The organism is Streptomyces sp. NPDC002884, from assembly GCF_040295245.1.
Taxonomy (GTDB): Bacteria; Actinomycetota; Actinomycetes; order Streptomycetales; family Streptomycetaceae; genus Streptomyces.
Window position 1 is genome coordinate 84,584 of the sequence record NZ_JBEOVB010000013.1, and the last position, 17,295, is coordinate 101,878.

14 protein-coding genes are annotated in these 17,295 nt (G+C 73.8%); 3 read left to right on the forward strand and 11 right to left on the reverse strand.

All coding sequences use genetic code 11. The features are described 5' to 3' along the window. Window positions 1–95: 95 nt before the first annotated feature. The 6 genes from ABT070_RS25185 to ABT070_RS25210 all read right to left on the reverse strand — a co-directional run bounded on the left by ABT070_RS25185 (window position 96) and on the right by ABT070_RS25210 (window position 8,002). On the reverse strand, window positions 96–1,304 hold the full coding sequence (locus ABT070_RS25185; protein ID WP_351764117.1) for an SGNH/GDSL hydrolase family protein: 1,209 nt from the start codon (window positions 1,302–1,304) through the stop codon (window positions 96–98). Beyond that, on the reverse strand, window positions 1,301–3,676 hold the full coding sequence (locus tag ABT070_RS25190; RefSeq protein WP_351764118.1) for a glycosyl hydrolase family 95 catalytic domain-containing protein: 2,376 nt from the start codon (window positions 3,674–3,676) through the stop codon (window positions 1,301–1,303). Before ABT070_RS25190 ends, ABT070_RS25185 begins: the two co-directional genes overlap by 4 nt. A 55-nt stretch (window positions 3,677–3,731) precedes the next feature. Then, window positions 3,732–5,528, reverse strand: coding sequence for an alpha-galactosidase D (locus ABT070_RS25195; RefSeq protein ID WP_351764119.1), 1,797 nt, complete (start codon window positions 5,526–5,528; stop codon window positions 3,732–3,734). 185 nt (window positions 5,529–5,713) lie between these two features. Then, window positions 5,714–6,895, reverse strand: a complete 1,182-nt coding sequence (locus tag ABT070_RS25200) for an ROK family transcriptional regulator (RefSeq protein ID WP_351764120.1) — start codon at window positions 6,893–6,895, stop codon at window positions 5,714–5,716. Between the two features lie 166 nt (window positions 6,896–7,061). Then, a complete protein-coding gene (locus tag ABT070_RS25205; protein WP_351764121.1) occupies window positions 7,062–7,205 on the reverse strand; it encodes a hypothetical protein in 144 nt (47 codons plus the stop codon). A gap of 194 nt (window positions 7,206–7,399) precedes the next feature. After that, window positions 7,400–8,002, reverse strand: a complete 603-nt coding sequence (locus tag ABT070_RS25210) for a cell envelope biogenesis protein OmpA (RefSeq protein WP_351764122.1) — start codon at window positions 8,000–8,002, stop codon at window positions 7,400–7,402. 198 nt (window positions 8,003–8,200) lie between these two features. On the opposite strand from ABT070_RS25210, the gene ABT070_RS25215 reads away from it, so the two are divergent. The 3 genes from ABT070_RS25215 to ABT070_RS25225 all read left to right on the forward strand — a co-directional run bounded on the left by ABT070_RS25215 (window position 8,201) and on the right by ABT070_RS25225 (window position 11,386). Beyond that, window positions 8,201–8,710, forward strand: coding sequence for an SRPBCC family protein (locus ABT070_RS25215; protein ID WP_351764123.1), 510 nt, complete (start codon window positions 8,201–8,203; stop codon window positions 8,708–8,710). After that, window positions 8,703–10,334, forward strand: a complete 1,632-nt coding sequence (locus ABT070_RS25220; RefSeq protein ID WP_351764124.1) for a phytoene desaturase family protein — start codon at window positions 8,703–8,705, stop codon at window positions 10,332–10,334. Before ABT070_RS25215 ends, ABT070_RS25220 begins: the two co-directional genes overlap by 8 nt. A gap of 152 nt (window positions 10,335–10,486) precedes the next feature. Beyond that, a complete protein-coding gene (locus tag ABT070_RS25225) occupies window positions 10,487–11,386 on the forward strand; it encodes an SDR family oxidoreductase (RefSeq protein WP_351764125.1) in 900 nt (299 codons plus the stop codon). A gap of 10 nt (window positions 11,387–11,396) precedes the next feature. On the opposite strand, the gene ABT070_RS25230 is transcribed toward ABT070_RS25225, so the two are convergent. The 5 genes from ABT070_RS25230 to ABT070_RS25250 form a co-directional block, all read right to left on the reverse strand. Next, a complete protein-coding gene (locus ABT070_RS25230; protein ID WP_351764126.1) occupies window positions 11,397–12,626 on the reverse strand; it encodes an aminotransferase class V-fold PLP-dependent enzyme in 1,230 nt (409 codons plus the stop codon). Window positions 12,627–12,783: 157 nt separating this feature from the next. Next, a complete protein-coding gene (locus ABT070_RS25235) occupies window positions 12,784–13,023 on the reverse strand; it encodes a hypothetical protein (RefSeq protein ID WP_351764257.1) in 240 nt (79 codons plus the stop codon). Between the two features lie 222 nt (window positions 13,024–13,245). Continuing rightward, on the reverse strand, window positions 13,246–13,911 hold the full coding sequence (locus ABT070_RS25240) for an alpha/beta hydrolase (RefSeq protein ID WP_351764254.1): 666 nt from the start codon (window positions 13,909–13,911) through the stop codon (window positions 13,246–13,248). Window positions 13,912–14,052: 141 nt separating this feature from the next. Further along, on the reverse strand, window positions 14,053–14,904 hold the full coding sequence (locus ABT070_RS25245; RefSeq protein WP_351764127.1) for a restriction endonuclease: 852 nt from the start codon (window positions 14,902–14,904) through the stop codon (window positions 14,053–14,055). A gap of 118 nt (window positions 14,905–15,022) precedes the next feature. After that, window positions 15,023–17,218, reverse strand: coding sequence for an ATP-binding SpoIIE family protein phosphatase (locus tag ABT070_RS25250; protein ID WP_351764128.1), 2,196 nt, complete (start codon window positions 17,216–17,218; stop codon window positions 15,023–15,025). Window positions 17,219–17,295 lie beyond the last annotated feature (77 nt).

Below are 17,295 nucleotides of genomic sequence, written 5' to 3' on the forward strand. Positions count from 1 at the left end.
GTCGGACCGTGCGGACGTTCTTGCCGTACCCGGACTTCCCGGCGAAGCCGGACACCAGCGAGGCGGCGAGCCCCTCGCCCCTCGCACGGCGCTCGTCAGGTGCAGTCGAGCGCTGTGAGGTCCACCGCGTCGGCCATCGCCTGCATCCCCTTGTCGTTGGGGTGCAGATGGTCGCCGCCGTCGAAGAAGGGCAGGATCCGCTCGGGGTCGTAGGGGCTGCGCAGGATGCGGTCGAAGTCGGTGACGGCGTCGAACTCCCCGCTGCCACGGATGAACGTGTTGACGTCCTGGCGTACGGACTCGGCGGCCGGGTCCCACTCCGACCAGCCCTCGAAGGGGGCCACGGTGGCGCCGACGACGCACTTCCCGGCCGCGTGCGCACGGCGGACGATCTCCCGGTATCCGGCGATCATGTCCTGGGCGGTCACTCCGGTGTGCGCCTTGATGTCGTTGACGCCCTCGAAGAGGAACACGGTGCGCACTCCCGGCTGCGACAGCACGTCCCGCTGGAGCCGGTTCAGCGCGCTCTGGCCGGCTCCGTCCGCCAGGACCTTGTTGCCGGAGATCCCCTCGTTGGCCACGCCCTTGACCATCGTGTCCGCGCGCTGGAGCCGGCGGGCGAGGTAGTCGGGCCAGCGGCGGTCGAGGTCGGTGGTGGACTGCCAGCCGTCGGTGATGGAGTCGCCGAGCGCGACCACCGCGCCCGTCGAGGGGTTCGCCCGGACGGAGACGGAGTCGAGGTAGAACCAGGAGCCGGTCGTCGCGCTCCACCGGTCGCCGTCCTCCTCGGCGGTGTGGTCGCCCTGCGTGAGGTACGAGGTCCGCATGGCCATCCCGTGACCGCTCGCCGGGCCTGCCGCGTCCGGCGAGTGCAGGCTCACCACCAGGTCGGTGGCGGCGGGCAGCCGGCCGGGCAGCGCGTCGCTCAGCACGGTGCCGCCGGCGGGGACGGTCACGGAGTACGCGCCGCCGAAGGCCAGCCGCCGGTTGCTGCCCCGGACGAGGGTCGCGCCCTGCTGCTGGACTCCCGCGTAGACGCTGTCGAAGGTCACCGGCCGGTCGCCGAAGGCGTTCGTCAGCCGGATCCGCAGGTCGCCGCCGCCGACGCTGGTGCGGACGACGAGCCGGTAGCCGCGGTCGGCGACGCCCTCCCCCAGCCGGTCCGCGGACGCCGCCCAGGTGACGACGGAGTGCCCGGCGTCCGCCGCACGGGCGACCGCCGGGAAGGCCTGCGGCAGGGTGACGGCGAGCAGGGCGGTGAGCACGGCGACGAGCACGCGGACCGGCGTGCGGCGGGCCGTCACCGGGTGAAGCCGTTCAGCGTGACGGACTTCCCCGGCCGCAGATCCACCGTCCGGGACGTCCCCCCGTACGCCACCGTCGTGGTCCGGCCGCCGACACTGCGCAGCCGCACCGAGGTGGGTGTGCCGTCGCGCCATCGCAGGTCGACGACGAACCCGCCGCGCGCGGGCAGCCCGGTGACGTGCCCGGACGCGGCCCAGGCGGCGGGGAGCGCGGGCAGGAGTTCGAGATGCCCCGGGCGGGAGTACAGGAGCATCTCCGTCATCGCCGCCGGGGTGCCGAAGTTGGCGTCGATCTGGAAGATGCCCCGGCCCTGTTCCACCTCGTAGATGTCGAACAGGTTGAAGGCGGTGCCGTTGCCGCCGCCGGTCGACGGGCGCAGGTTGGTCGTGACCAGCTCGTACGCCTTCTCCGCGTTCTTCAGGCGGGCCCAGCACAGGGCGCGCCAGGCGTTCGCCCAGCCGAAGCTGTCCATCCCGCGCGCGGTGAGCAGGGCGGTGGCGCCGTCGACGGTCTCCTTCGGGGTGGAGCCGTCGGGGCGGATGCGGTCGCCGGGGAAGAGGCCGACGAGCGGGGAGAGGTGCCGGTGGGTGGTCTCGCCGAGGTTGTCGGGTGACATCCACTCCTCCAACCGGCCGGTCTTCGGGCTCACCTGCGGCAGGTACAGCCGTGTGCGCAGGCCGGCGATGATGTCGGCGTAGGCGGTGTCCTTCTCCAGTTCCTCTGCCGCGGCCCGGTAGTGGCCGAACAGCTCCCACACCAGCTCCTGGGCGTAGGTGATGCCCCGGGCGTCGAGCGGGCCGTGTTCGGGCGACCAGTCGCTGTCGGCGACGAGGACCTCCCGCGTGCCGCCGGGCAGGGTCGTGGGCAGCAGCCGCGCCTCCCAGAACTCACAGGCGCCCTTCAACAGCGGGTAGATCTTCTCCAGGTGGGTGCGGGAGCCGGTGAACTCGTAGTGCTCCCAGAGGGTGTTGGCGAGCCAGGCGTTGCCCGCGGGGTGCCACCACCAGCCCATGCCCCCGTGCGGGTTGGTGGAGATGGCGACGGTCCAACCGGCGTTCTTTCCACTGGAGTTGCGGTAGCGGTTGCGCGGGTCGTTGAACAGGGAGCAGGTGAGGGCGGTCCAGGAGGGCAGCTGGGCGAGGCAGTAGTCGGTGAGGGCGTCGAAGCACGGGGAGAGTCCCGTGCGGTCGGCCATCCAGTAGTTCATCTGGAGGTTGATGTCGGTGTGGTAGTCGCCCATCCAGTCCGGGTCGTTGCCGTCGAGCCACAGTCCCTGAAGGTTGAGGGGGAGGCTGCCACGGGATCCGGAGATCATCAGATAGCGGCCGAACTGGAGGTAGGCGGCTTCGAGTTCGGGATCCGGCGTGCTGTCGCGGGCGCGCGCGGTGAGGCGTTCCCAGGTGTCGAGGGAGCGCTGCCCGGCGGTCGACGTGCCGAGCGAGAGGTCCAGTCGGCCGTAGAGGGCGCGGTGGTCGGCGACATGGGTGTCCAGCAGTGTGCCGACCGGGTGGACGGCGGCCGCGCGGACCTTCGTACGGGCCAGCTTCTCGGGGTCGAGGGACGGGTCGCGGTACTTCGCCCGGGCGTCGGGAGCGTAGTCGGTGCCGCCGCTGACGACCACGGTGAGGTCGGTGCAGCCGGAGAAGTCGATCCGTGCGCCGTTCACCCGGACCCGGCCGCCGGCGCCGTGCGCCGTGACGGCCGCGCCGTAGCGCAGGCCGCCGGGGAAGGCCGCGCCGAAGGACTCCGCCGCGCCACCCGTCTCGCCGTGCGTGCCGTCCAGGGTCACCGACCCGGTGTACCGGCCGCCGCCGCTCTGGGTGAAGTGCAGGACGATCACGTCGTCCGGGCGGCTGGCGAAGATCTGCCGCCGGTACGTCACCCCGGCGCGGACGTAGGTCGTCGTGATCAGGGCCTGGGAGAGGTCGAGGGTGCGGCGGTAGCCGTTGACGGCGGACAGGTCGTGGTCGGGGATGTCCACGGTGAGCCGGGCGAGCAGGGTGAAGGAGCCGAAGTCGGCGCGGCCGTAGGGGAACTGGCCGTCGGCGTCCAGCTTGTCGTTGAGGCCGCCGGTCCACATGGTGGCGTCGGTGATCAACAGCAGTTCCCGGCCGGGGTCGTTGCTCGCGAGAGCGCCGAGACGGCCGTTTCCGACGGGCAGCCCCTGTTCGATCATGGAGTGGCCGTCGGCGGGAGCCCGCCACCAGAGCAGATGCCGGGAGTCCTCGGTGGGTTGCGGGGCGGCGTCGGCGGGGCGCCGGGGTGCGGCGGAGGCGGTGAAGGCGGGCAGGCCGGCCAGGGCCGCGGCGGTGAGACCGGCGGCGAGGAGGGTGCGTCTTTCGGGGTCCGTGGGGCGGGGGCGGGGGTTCATGGCGGCTCCGGAGGTCTGAGGGGGCCCGGGTGCGATACCGGGCCCCCGGGTGTCGTCAGGAGGTCTTCGGTACGTCGATCCGGTCGATGTCCGGTGCGTAGCCCGAACCGCTGTCGAAGGTGATCGTGTTGGCGCCCGCCTTCAGCGTCACCGGCACATGGACGCGGGCGACGGTCCCCCAGTCGCCGGTGGCGGGGAACGTGTGGCGGGTGGCGCCGCCGCCGTTGGCGGAGACCGCGGCGGCCCGTGCGTCGCCGCTGATGTAGGCGACCTCGATCTGATAGGTGCCGGGCCTGTCGACGACGACGTCGGTGAAGGTCAGCTTGCCGCCGGCGTAGAGGTTGCCGACCTTGTGGTCGCCGGAGCAGGTGGCGCAGTCGGCGACGGAGGCGTTGCCGCCGAGGGTGTTGGCCGGGGCCTCGGCCTCGTGGCCGGTGCGCTCGACCGCGCTGCCGTGCGGGGTGACGGTGAACAGCCGGGAGCCGTGGGCGGGCAGTGCCTGGGTGATCCGGTTCCGGTACGTGCCGAGGTTCTCGTGGTTCCACAGGTCACGGACGGCCGCCTTGCCGGTGAAGCCGAGGGTCGTCCAGTCGGCGCTGACCGAGGCCGGCGCGTCGGCCAGATTGAACAGGGCCACGGTGTAGGTGCCGTCGGGGTTCTTCGCGGCCCACACGCGCTGGGGGTCGGACGGGGTGACCGGGTGCGCCGGCGGCGCGGAACCCTGGTTGACGGCGATGACCTCGCGGTTGGTCAGCAGGGACAGGCCGTAGGGGTCCAGGCGGGTGAGGTCGTCGCCGGTGTAGAGCGGCGACTTGGCGATGGCCCACAGGGTGGCGTAGCTCTGCCGCTCGGCCTTGGTCAGGCCGTCCATCGCGCCGTTGCCGACGTCGAGCGAGTCGAGGTCGTTCCAGCCTCCGGGGCCGGCGTGCCGGGTCCAGGCGGGGGTGTCGTCGAAGCGGTCGTCGACGGAGTTCTCCCAGGAGACCAGGGTGTTGCAGTAGCACTCGACGTCGGTGTCGATGCGCCAGCCGTCGGAGTACCGCTTCCAGTCGGCGGCGTGTCCGATGTCGAGGGACCAGGACACCTCCAGATGGATCGGGCGTCCGGTGGCGGCGATCGCCTTCTGCCAGGCGGCCACGTCGGCAACGTTGTCGTAGTTGTCGCCGCTCTTGAAGGAGCCGGGGCCGACGCCGTCGAGCTTGAGGAAGTCGTAGCCCCAGTCGGCGAACATCCGCGCCTGGGAGTCGATGTACTTCTGCGCGCAGGGGTCGGAGAAATCGATCTTGTAGGCGCTGTCCCAGCCGTTGGTCGTGCGCAGGTCGTCGTGGACGATGTCGGCCGTGGTGCAGCCTTCGGCGTTCCAGATCGGGGCCTTGCCGTCGGCGTACGCCTCCTTCTCCAGGCCCACGGGGAGGTAGATCCCCGCCTTGAGGCCCTTGGCGTGCACGTGGTCGGCGACGGCCTTCATGCCCCGGGGGAAGCGCTGGGGGTCGGCCTGCTGGCGGGCGTACCGGTCGAACCGCGGCTTCCAGGCCTTGTCGCGCCACCAGCCGGCGTCGATGTTGACGTACTCGTAGCCGTACTTCCTGAGTTTCGAGGCCAGGGCGTCGGTCTGCTTCAGGACGTTGGCCTCGGTGAGGTAGCTGTAGTCGCCGTCGGGGTTGAGGCCGGGGTACTTGGAGGACTGCATGCTCCAGCTCGACCAGCCCATGTACGGCTTGGCGGCCGGCCCGGGTGCGGTGTTCTCGGCGTGGGCGGCGGGGGCGACGGTGGCGGTGCCGAGGGCGAGAGCGAGGACGACGGCGGCTCTCAGGGCGCGTGCGGGCAGGACGGAGTGCGAGGGTGACCGCATGGGTCTGACCTCCAGGAGTGGGGGTGAGGTGAGGTGGGGCGGGGCCGGGGTGTGGGTGAGGGTGAGGGTGAGGGTGAGAGTGGGGTTCGGCGCAACGGCTCCGCAGCGGCCCGGTGGTGGCCCGCACCGATGGCGGGTCCGCTGACGAACCGGCCGCGGAGCGTCCGGGGACGTTGCTCGTGCGGTCAGTTCGGGTCGGTGATGAAGGACTGGATGGCGGTGGCCGCGGCACCGCGCGCCCACTCCTCGAAGGGCAGCGGGCGGGTCTGCAGATCGCACCGCGCGGCCGAGCCGAAGGCGGCCGCCGCGAAGGCGCTGCGGATCTGCTCGGCGAACAGGTCGTAGGCGGCCAGGCCCTCGCCGGAGATGACGACGCGCTCCGGGCCGAGCAGGTTGGCCACGGTGGCGATGCCGCGGCCGATCGCCTCCCCCGCCCGTGAGTACGCCTCACGGGCGTGGGCGTCGCCCCGGCGGGCGAGGTCGACGGCCTCGGTGGTGTCGGCGACCTCGACGCCGGTCCGTTCGCGGATCCGGGTGAGGATCGCTGGGTCCGCGGCGATCGCCTCGACACAGCCGCGGTTGCCGCAGTGGCAGAGCGGCCCGTTCGGGTCGACGGTGACATGGCCGATCTCGCCGGCGACCCCGTGCGCCCCGGCGACCACCCGGCCGTGGACCACCAGGCCGCAGCCGACGCCCGCGCCGACGGTCACCACGGCGAAGTTCGACAGGCCCACACCGGCGCCGAACCACTGCTCGGCGACGGTGAGGGCCCGGACGTCGTTGTCGACGGTGACCGGCAGGCCGGTGACGGTGGAGGCGAGTTCGGCGAGGGGCACGTCGTGCCACTCCAGGAACGGCGAGTAGCGCACCACGCCCTCCCCGCGGTCCACGTCGCCGGAGACGGCGAGGCCCAGCCCCATGACGGGTACGCCGTAGCCGTCCGCCTCGGTCAGCAACTCCCGCACCACCTCGGCGGTCGACGCCAGGACCGCGTCGGCGGCACGGTCGGTCAGCGGTACGCGCCGGGCGAGCAGGATGCGGCAGCGCAGGTCCGTGAGCACCCCGAAGATCGCGTCCCCGGTGAGCTTGAGCCCGAGGAACAGCGCGCGGCCCCCGTCGACCCGGACCAGGTTGGCGGGCCGCCCGAGCGCCGTGCGGGCCTCGGTGTCGGCGTCCTCCACCAGGTATCCCGACTCGATCAGCGGCCGGACCGCCTTCGTGACGGCCGCCGCCGACAGACCGGCCCGCCGGGCCAGTTCCAGGCGGGTGAGCGGGCCCTGGGACAGGACGGTGGTGAAGACCTGCGAAGCGGCAGGCGTTCCGGCGGGGAACGTCTCGGCGGGAGGCGCGGCGAACGACGAGGGCATGGCCCGGAACCTAGGGCCCTTATTTTCCGCTGTCAATGAAAGAAGCAGGAATCAGCTGAAGGTCCCCTGTGAACCCTGAGCCCCTTTCAAAAAACCTACGCCGACGAGGTATTGACGTGTGATCGAAGCTGATGCTCCCCTGGAGCTCTGGAGCTGATCGCCCGCGTCAGCGCCGCGTCCGCAGGCGGGCCAGCAGGCCGCGCGCCTGCGCACGACGGCGCGGATCGGCCGCCGCACGGCGTGCCTGATCCATCGTGCGCCGCCCCTGGGGGCTCCTGGCGAACTGCTTGATGCGCTGGATGATGCTCATTTCTTGTCCTCCCCTGGTCTGACGGCATGCCGCCTCTTCCGGTCGTCCGGCTACCCCCGAACGCGCCGATCAGACCGGCCGATCGGGTCGAGCGGTCCGTACCGGTCGGGCGGTTCGGTGGGGTCGGGCGATCCCGTCCGGTCGGGCGATCCGGTCGGGTCGTCCGGACCGCTCCCCCGCCGTCGGCCGACCGCTCACGCCGCTCGTCCCCTCGCCGCCGTCGTCCGCACCGGCGCGGCCGCCGGGCGGGCGCCCGCCGGCTGGGCGCCCGCGGGCTGGGTGCGGGCGGCGCGGACCCGGTAGGTCGTCTTCGTCGGGTCCGTGACGGGATCGCCGACCGTGATCCGGCCGGCCGCGAACAGTTCGTCGCACTCGGTGGCGGACAGCGCCACATAGCAGCCTCCCCGGCCGCTGTCAGCGTCGAGAGGCCGCCAGTAGCCGTACACGCGGCGCCCGCCGGCGTGCTCGGTGACGAAGACGGGCGTACGCGGATCGGCGAGGATGCGCAGCACGTCGGCCCCGGCGCGGCCCGGCGAGGCGCCGGGGCGGGGCCGGTGGGCCGGCCGCGTGTCCCGGGCCGCGCCGCCGCCCTCCGTGCGGGCCGCACGCGGTGCCGGAAGCGTGGCCGGGCGCGCCTTCTCCTCGCGGCCGATCGGGAGCGGGCCGCGCTGGCGCGGCACGCCGGCCGCGATGACGACCCCGCCCGCCGCGCCGGGTGCCTCCTCGTCACGACGCCACCAGGGATGCGCGTCGGAACGTACGTCGAGGATCTGCGGCTGGAGGGCGGTGGGCGGCATGATCGGTGACCTTTCCTCGGCAGGGACATGAGACCGACTACCCGGCTGAGCCGAAGTTGATCTCATGTGGGGCATCCTTCATGACGGCACTGACAACGGGCGGGTTCCTCGGCGCCGCGGCACGGAGCTCCCGGCGGTTGGCCTCCGGCGATACGGGCACTCGGCGAGCCACGTGTCAGCGACTACGGGAGGTGCGCGGTGGCGGTACGGCATCGACTGGTGAAGGCGAGTCCGCGGACGGTGTGGGACGTCCTCGCCGACGGCGACCGCTACTCGGAGTGGGTGGTGGGCCCGTCGTCGACCCAGGAGCTGACGGGCGAGTGGCCGCGCGTGGACGCGAAGATCGCCTACGAGATCCGGGTGGGACCCGTCACCCTCGCGAACGAGACGATCGTACGGCGCTGCCGGGAGCCGGACGTGCTGGAGCTGGAGGCGCGGGCCGGTGTGCTGGGCACGGCGCGGATCGCGTTCGAGCTGCGGCCGTGGGGCCGGCACTGCCTGGTGATCCTGGACGAGCATCCGCTGCAGGGCGTCGGCGGGCTGCTGCACAACGCCGGCGTGGAGGTGGTCACCCAGATCCGCCACCGCGCCCTGCTCGGCCGGCTGGCGAAGCTGTGCGAGTCCGAGGCCCGCGGCGGACGGTCCGACGACGCCCGGAAGACGCCCGCGGCGGCGCGCTCGCACGCCGGGGGAGGCGCCGATGCCTGACGCGGTGGTGATCGGGGCCGGACCCAACGGCCTGGTGGCGGCGAACCTGCTGGCGGACGCGGGCTGGAGCGTCGAGGTCCTCGAGGAGCAGCCCGAGCCGGGCGGCGCGGTACGGCACGACCGGTCGGTGGATCCCGAGTTCGTGAGCGACCTCTTCAGCTCCTTCTACCCGCTGGCCGCCGCCTCGCCGGTCCTGTCCAGGATGCGGCTGCACGAACACGGTCTGCGCTGGAACCACGCGCCCGGTGTCGTGGCGCACCCCCTCACCGACGGCGCCTGCGCGGTCCTCGACCGCAGGCTCGACGTCACCGCCCGCTCCCTCGACGCCTTCCACACCGGGGACGGAGCCGCCTGGCGCCGCCTGCACGAGGTGTGGGAACAGCTCCGCCCGGACATCCTCGACGCGTTGTTCACCCCGTTCCCGCCGGTGCGGGCCACGGCCCGGCTGGCGGCCAGGCTGCGTGCCGCCGGCGGCCTGCGCCTGGCCAGGACGCTGGCCCTGCCGGTGCGGCGGCTGGGAGAGGAGGAATTCGGGGGCGAGGGCGGCCGACTCCTCCTGGCCGGCAACGCCCTGCACGCCGATCTCGCTCCGGAGGCCGCGGGCAGCGGCGGTTTCGGCTGGCTGATGGCCATGCTCGGCCAGTCCTACGGCTTTCCCGTGCCGGTCGGCGGCTCCGGCGCCCTCACCGAGGCCCTCGTCGGGCGGCTGCGCGCCCAAGGCGGCGTACTGCGCTGCGGGCAGCAGGTCGGGCGGATCGTGGTCCGGGACGGGCGCGCGGTGGGGGTGCGCACCACCGACGGGGAGCAGGTCGTCGCAGACCGCGCGGTGCTGGCCGACGTCTCCGTCCCCGCGCTGTACGGCACGCTGGTGGAGCCGGAGCATCTGCCGTCCCAGCTGCTGGCCGACCTCGAGCGTTTCCAGTGGGACTTCGCGACCTTCAAGGTCGACTGGGCACTCGACGGCCCGGTGCCCTGGCAGGCCGAGGCGGCACGTCGTGCCGGGACCGTGCACCTGGCCGACGGCCTGAACGAGCTCACCCGGTTCGCCGCCCAGCTCGCCATGCGTCAGGTTCCCGACCGCCCGTTCGCGGTGTTCGGACAGATGACGACCTCCGATTCCAGCCGCTCCCCCGCCGGGACCGAGTCGGCCTGGGCCTACACCCATGTGCCCCAGGTGGTCGAGGGCGACGCCGGCGACGAGGGGCTCACCGGCGCCTGGGACGCGAGCGAGCAGGAGCTGATGGCCGACCGGGTCGAACACCAGGTCGAGCGATTCGCCCCCGGCTTCCGCTCCCTGATCCGCGCCCGTCGTGTCCTCGCCCCGCCCACGCTCCAGTCCCTCGACGCCAATCTGCACGGCGGCGCGATCAACGGCGGTACGACCGCGCTGCACCAGCAGCTCCTGTTCCGGCCCCTGCCCGGCGGCGGGCGCCCGGAGACCCCGGTGCGCGGGCTGTTCCTGGCCTCCGCCGGCGCCCATCCCGGCGGTGGCGTCCACGGCGCGCCGGGCGCCAACGCCGCCCGCGCCGCGCTGCGCCGGCACCGTCCGCCCGGCGGGACGTTCGTACAGCGGGCGCTCGCCCGCCGGGACCGCTCCGGCGCGAAGAAGCCGCCTGCCGACTGACCGGCGCCTCTCCCGCACCGGCCGAGGGACCGAGAAGGCGAAGCACACAGGAGCCGAAGAACCCGGCGGGGGCCGGGGAGCCCAAAAGCCGAGGGCCGGGGGGCCGGGAGCCGAGAAGCCGGGGGGCCGGGAGCCGACGAACGGAGCACGCCGTGCATGACAGTCCCCTCGAAGACCGCACCGTCCTGGTCACGGGAGCCGCCCGCGGGGTGGGAGCGGCGCTGGCCCGGGAGTGCGCACGGCGCGGCGCGCGCCTGGCGCTGATCGGCCACGAGGGGGCGGCGCTGCGGTCCGTGGCCGCGTCGCTGCCCACTCCCGCGCTGGCCGTCGAGGCCGACGTCACCGACGGCGAGGCGCTGGAGCGGGCGGCCGAGGTCGTCCGCTCACGGCTGGGGCCGCCCTCGGTCGTCGTCGCGAACGCTGGAATCGCGCAGGGCGGCCCGTTCGCCTCGGCGGACATGGCCTCCTGGCGGCGGGTGATCGACGTCAACGTCACGGGCAGCGCCCTGACGGCACGCGCCTTCCTGCCCGACCTGGTGGAGACGGCGGGCTACTACCTCCAGATCGCTTCGCTGGCCTCGATCGGGGCCGCTCCCCTGATGAGCGCCTACTGCACCTCGAAGGCAGGCGTGGAGGCCTTCGCGCACGCGCTGCGGGCCGAGACGGCCCACCACGGCGTGGCCGTCGGCATCGCCTATCTGAACTGGACCGACACGGACATGATCCGCGACGCCGACCGGCATGCGGTGCTGCGCGAGCTGCGCGCCCACATGCCTGCGCCCGCCCGCCGCGTCTACCCGGCGGAGTTCGTGGCGACGCGCCTCGCGACGGCCGTGGAACGCCGGCGTACCGCCGTCTACGTCCCGGCCGCGCTGCGCCTCGTGCAAGTGACGCGTGCCGCGCTGCCTGCTCTGGTCGTACGCCGGGCCCGCCGCACGCTGCCCCGTCCGGAGGCCGCGGAACCGTGGCGTCCCACCGGGCCGCTCGGCGCCGGCGGCCGGGCCGACGAAGCGGCGGCGGCACAGCGGCGGGGCACGCCGAACGCGCGGTGAGCTGCGGGGCCTACGATTCCCTCGCTTCGCGGGCCCACTTCTCGACGACCGGCACACAGGTCTCGGCGAAGTGCTCGTAGTCGTCGGGGGTGTTGTAGACATGGGCGGACAGCCGGAGGTAGCCGAGTCCGTCGAAGCTGGTGAAAGCGGCCTCCACGCCCAGTTCGGCGGTGGCACGGTCGCGCAGGGCGTCCGCCGCGACCCGGCTCGTGCCCAGGCCCTCGGGCAGCCGTACCAGCCGCATCCCCGGGACGGGCATGCCGACGTCGACGGCGTCGGCCGGTGTCCCGGTTCGGCCGAAGGCCTCCGCCACGACACGGGCGCCGTGGTCCGCCAGTTCGTCCATGTACCGGCGGGCCGTGTCCCAGCCCCAGGTGTCGTCGATGAAGTCCAGTGCGGCGGGCGCGGCCAGGAAGCCGGTGGCGTCGAGCGTGCCCTGGTGGTCGAAGCGGTCCGGGAAGGGTTCGGCGGCGCCCCAGGAGTCGATCAGCGGGTGCAGCTCCGCCCGCAGCGGCCCGTGCGCGACGAGCGCCGCCGTGCCGCGCGGGGCACACCCCCATTTGTGGAGGTTTCCGACCCAGGCGTCGCAGACCAGGCCGTCGAGGGGCGCGGCCAGCAGACCGGGGGCGTGCGCGCCGTCCACGAGCAGGGTGATCCCGCGCTCCGCGGCCTCGGCCCCGACGCGTCCGACGGGCAGCAGCCGGGCCGTCGCGGAGGTGATCTGGTCCAGGACGATCAGGGCGACGCCCTCGTCCACCTGCGCCATCACCGCTCGGTACGCCTGCTCGGCGTCGGCCGCCAGAGGCACCCGGGCCGTGCGTACGCCGGTCCCCCAGCGGCGGGCCAGCCGCTCCGCGCCCATGGTGACGGCGCCGTAGCCGTGGTCGGTGACCACGATGTCCCCGCCGGGCCGGGCCGCCAGGGCGGCATAGACGGCGCTGGCCCCCGCACTGGCGTTCGGCACGAGCGCCAGGTCCTTCGCGTCGGTCCGCAACCGACCGGCCACGGCCGCGCGGGCGGCGGCGATCCGGCCGGGCAGCGACGGGAACCACGCGACCGGGGCGCGTTCCATCTCCGCCCGCAGCGCGTTCTGCCGCTCCTGCGCCACCCGTGGGACGGCGCCGAACGAGCCGTGGTTGAGATGCCGCATGCCCGGGTCGAGCGTCCAGGCCTCCAGCGCGGGCCGCCCGTCGGGCAGCGCCAACGGTCGGGGCACGGTGACGACTTCGCCCTCGTTCACGGATCTCCTCGGATCGTCCCTGGTCGGATGCCCTGCCGATGCCGGGCGGGCCCACGATACCCAGGGCGGGCGGGGGCTCCGGACGGACGTCCTCGGGACCTCGGGACCCGCAGGACCTCGGAGCCGCAGAACCGCAGAGCGTCGGCGCCTCAGGACATCACGAGAAGAACGACCGCTGAGCGGGCAGGCCGGTGGTGAAGGAGGACGGGGCGCTCATGACCCGGTCCAGGTCTCGCTTGATGCGTTCGGCCTCGCCCTTCACCTGCGCGGGCACATCGCCGCGTTCGGTGATGAGGCGGTGGTAGATCGGGGTGTCGTCGAAGACGGGGATCACCGAGGGGGCTCTGCTTTCGTGGACGGTCGGGCAGGCCGACGCGGCAGGACTTGCTTCGGACACGGCCGACGATCCGACGGGTCGAACCGGCGCTTTTGTGACGTCTCCTGACGGTTCGACAGCCGTACCGCCCGCGGTGACGTCATCGTATTGTCCCCGATGACCCGGGTGCGGGTGACCATGGGGGCCCCGAAGCGGTCGCGGTGGACTGCGAAGCGGCGCCCGGGACATGCCCCGGACGCCCTCGGCGCGACCCGTCGCCGGACGGAGTCGGTCCCGCCCCGGTCACCACGGCAGGGGGCCGTCCGCCGCGCAGGCCTCGCCGGCGAGGCCTTCCATGACCCGTTCCGGTCGCAGGAGTTGGGCGACGATCGCGGCGGTGGCACGGTGCCAGTCGGCGCAGCGCCGGAGCATGGCGTGGTCACCGCGGCGGACGAGGACGAGGCCTGCCTGCGCCGCCGTCCGCCGGGCGCGTCGGACGTAGTCCTCGGACTCCCCCGGATCGGTCACCCGGTCGCGGTCCCCGTGCAGTACGACGACCCGCTTCCCGCCGAGCTGGTCGACGGGTTCGCCGGGCGGGCACCACGGAGCGAGCGCCAGGACACCACGCACCGCGGGGTCGGCCGCCGCCCGTAGCGCCGCCCGGCCGCCCATCGAGTGCCCGACCAGCGTCACGGGCACCTCGCCGACCGTCCGGCGGAGTTCGTCGAGGGCCCGTACGGTGTCGTGGACGGGGTCGGCGGTCGCGTTCCAGCCCCGGTAGCGGTAGCGCACCTCGGCGACCAGCACGTCCTCACGGTCCGTCGCGGCCACGGCCGCCCGGAGGACGGGACGCATGCGCAGGGCGGCCAGGTGCCAGCCCCGTGACGCCTCCCGGCTGTGCTCCCGGCCGCCGTGCAGGACCACGACCGCGGCGCCCGGCGAGCCGGCCGGCCGGTGCCGCACCACCAACGCGGACGTGCTGCCCGCAGCGCCGCTTCCTCCCCCACCCGCTGCGTCGACCGTTTCTCCGCCCGCTTCGCCGCCCGCCTCGTCGCGCACTGTCCGCCGCCTCTCTCGCCGTACACCCGGATCTTCTGGAGGGTCACCGGTTCAGCCCGCCACGAACTCCGGCTCCCACGGCCTCGGACCCGTCGCGTCCTGCCAACGCCCGAGGTCCTCGCCGTCCACGCACACGATGCCGCATTGCTGCGCGTACTCGACGGCGGGCGCAGTGAAGTCGCCGGTGGTGACGACCGCCGCGACCTCGGCCCCGTGCACGGGGAAGCACGTCCCGCCGAAGCGCTGCATGTCCTGGGAACCGACGCGGTTGGTGTCGCTGTACCGCTTGCACTGGACGACGAGCACGCGTCCGTCCGGCGTCCTCGCCACGACATCGGCGCCCAGATCACCGGCCCCGCCGACGACCTCCACCTCGGTGCAGCCGTCGCGTCGGCACAGCTCGGCTATCGCCTCCTCGAACTCGTAGGGGTCCAGCTCCTCGTATCCGATCTCCTCGGTGGCGGCCGGCACATCGTCGAGCGGGTCGTCGCAGGGCCGGCCGAGGGGGTGGCCGAGCGGGACCGTCGGTTCCACGTCGGGTCCCCCGCCGACGAACTCCGTCCGGGACACGGCCGGGCCCGAAGCGACGGCCGGCGGCGCGGTGTCGAGAGCCTCGACCACCGTCTCCGTGGCCGCCTCCAGGGACTTCGCGGCCCGGCGCGCGAGCCTCCTCGCCGAGATCCCGCGCCGTCCGCGACGGCCGGCGACCACACTGGCGGCGCCGACGAGCACGAGCGCGACAGCCCAGCCGGGGCGGCTCTGCGCCGCGGCCGTGGCGGTGCGGGCGACCGTGCCCAGCAGCGTCAGCAGGATGGCGAGCAGCACGAAGTACACGGCCGTGGAACGGAGTTCGAACCGCCGCGGGCTACGCGCGGGCTCCGGAACGTGCGGGGGTACGGCCATGGCGGTGGTTCCTCCCGGGTACGCGAAACGAAGATCATCGATCTTGTGCCCAGGTCCGGGAGGTTCTATCGCGCGAGGCGAGCGGTGGCGAGAGGTACGCGCCCGAGGCCGAGGGCGATCACGCTGTGTTCTGCGCGCGCCGCCGCCGAGGCCGGCCCTGCGTGAAAGCCGGTGCCGGAAGTCCGGCGGAGTCGCTCAGTTCGGCCCAGACCGTCTTGCCGCGGCGGGCGTGGCGGGTTCCCCAGTGTTCGGCGAGCTGGGCGACCAGGAGCAGGCCTCGGCCGCCTTCGTCGAAGACCCGGGCCCGGCGCAGGTGGGGGGTGGTGCTGCTGCCGTCGGAGACCTCGCAGAGGAGGGCGCGGTCGTGGATGAGGCGCAGCCGGATGGGGGGTTGGCCGTAGCGGATCGCGTTGGTGACCAGTTCACTGACGACCAGTTCGGCGGTGTAGTCGAGCTTTTCGAGGCCCCAGTCGCTCAGCTGCCGGGACACGTCCGAGCGGGCCCGCGCGACCGCGGCGGGTTCGGCGGGCAGGTCCCAGGTGGCGACCTGGTCGGCGCCCAGGGCGTGGGTGCGGGCCAGGAGCAGGGCGACGTCGTCGTCCGGCCGGGCCGGGAGCAGGGTCTCGACGACGTGGTCGCAGATGGCCTCGAGGGAGGAGGCCGGCTGGGTGAGTGCGTGGCGCAGCCGGGCGAGACCGGCGTCGACGTCGTGGTCGCGGGACTCGACCAGGCCGTCGGTGTAGAGGGCGAGGAGGCTGCCCTCGGGGAGCTCGACCTCCGCCGCCTCGAACGGCAGGCCGCCCAGGCCGAGCGGCGGGCCGGGCGGCAGCTCCAGGATCTCGGCCGTTCCGTCCGGGGTCACCAGGGCGGGCGGCACATGTCCCGCGCGGGCCAGGGTGAAGCGCCGGGAGACGGGGTCGTAGACGGCGTACAGGCAGGTGGCGCCCGTGTCCCCGGCGGTCTCGCCGTCCACGTCGGCAGGGGCTTCGCCGTCCACGTCCTCGGAGGCTTCGCCGGACGGGCGCAGGACGATGTCGTCGAGGTGCGTGAGGAGTTCGTCGGGCGGCAGGTCGATGTCCGCCAGGGTGCGTACGGCGGTCCGCAGGCGGCCCATGGTGGCGGCGGCGTGGATGCCGTGGCCGACGACGTCGCCCACGACGAGGGCGACCCGGGCGCCGGACAGCGGGATGACGTCGTACCAGTCGCCGCCCACGCCGACCCGGTCGCCCGCGGGAAGGTAGCGGTAGGCGACCTCGACCGCGGACTGCAGCGGCGCGCCGCGCGGCAGCAGGCTGCGCTGGAGGGTGAGGGCGGTGGCGCGGGCGTAGCTGTAGCGGCGGGCGTTGTCGACGGCCACGGCCGCCCGGGCGGCGATCTCCTGGGCGAGGAGCAGGTCCTCGTCGTCGTAGAGGACGGGGTTGTGGTTCCGGGAGAACCGGGCGACGCCGAGCGTGGCGCCGCGGGCGCGCAGCGGCACCACCAGGATGGAGTGGATGCGAGGGGCGTCGGCGTCGGCCGGGTCGCCGTGGTGCTTGGCGGGCTGTCCGGTGGTCAGGGCACGAGCCTCGGGCGATCCGTCCGGGCAGATGTGGAGCTCCTGCGGTGCGGCGCCCGCTCCCGGGTCGCCGTCGGTCGCCGGCGCCCACGCGGTCCGGCGGAGCAGGAGGGGGCCTTCGCCGGGGGATTCGTGGCCGTGCAGCGCGGCGTCGAGCAGGTCGACGGTGACGAGGTCGGCGAAGTGCTCGACGGCGTGGTCGGCCAGCTCCTGTGTGGTGCGGCCGATGTCCAGGGTGGTGCCGATGCGCACGCCCGCCTCGTTCACCATCGCCAGCCGCCATTGCAGCCGGCGGTCCCGCTCCTCCTGGAACGCGACGACGCCCTGCTCCGAGGTGCGGTCCACGTACGCGGCCGCCGTCGCGATCACCTGCCGGGTGGCCGCGCTGACCAGCTCGGCGTCTTCGGTGAACCGGGGCAGCTCCGCGAGCAGCCGGTCGAGGACGATGGTCTGCGCCAGCCGGAAGGCCCGCAGCATCGTGCCGAGCGGGGTGCCGTGCCGGGCCAGCCGGCGCGCGCGGTCCACATCGGCGGGCGGTGGTTCGATCAGGCCCGGCTCGATGGCGTGCTCGAGGCCGAACAGCCCGGCGGCGATGTGATCGGCGACGTTCTCCGCCGCCATACGCGCGATGTCGGGGTCGTCCCACAGCTCGGGAAGCTCCCGCCGCAGGCGGCGCTCCACCTCGGCGATCAGCTCGTCAGCTCGTGAACCGAGCTCGCGTACGACACGGGACACGAGACCGGCAGCCGTCAGGTCCACAAGGACGACGTTACGCCGTACGGGCGCGTAGGCCTCGTCGAGAGGCGTTCCGCCGGCTGCGGCGACGCCCGCCGGAC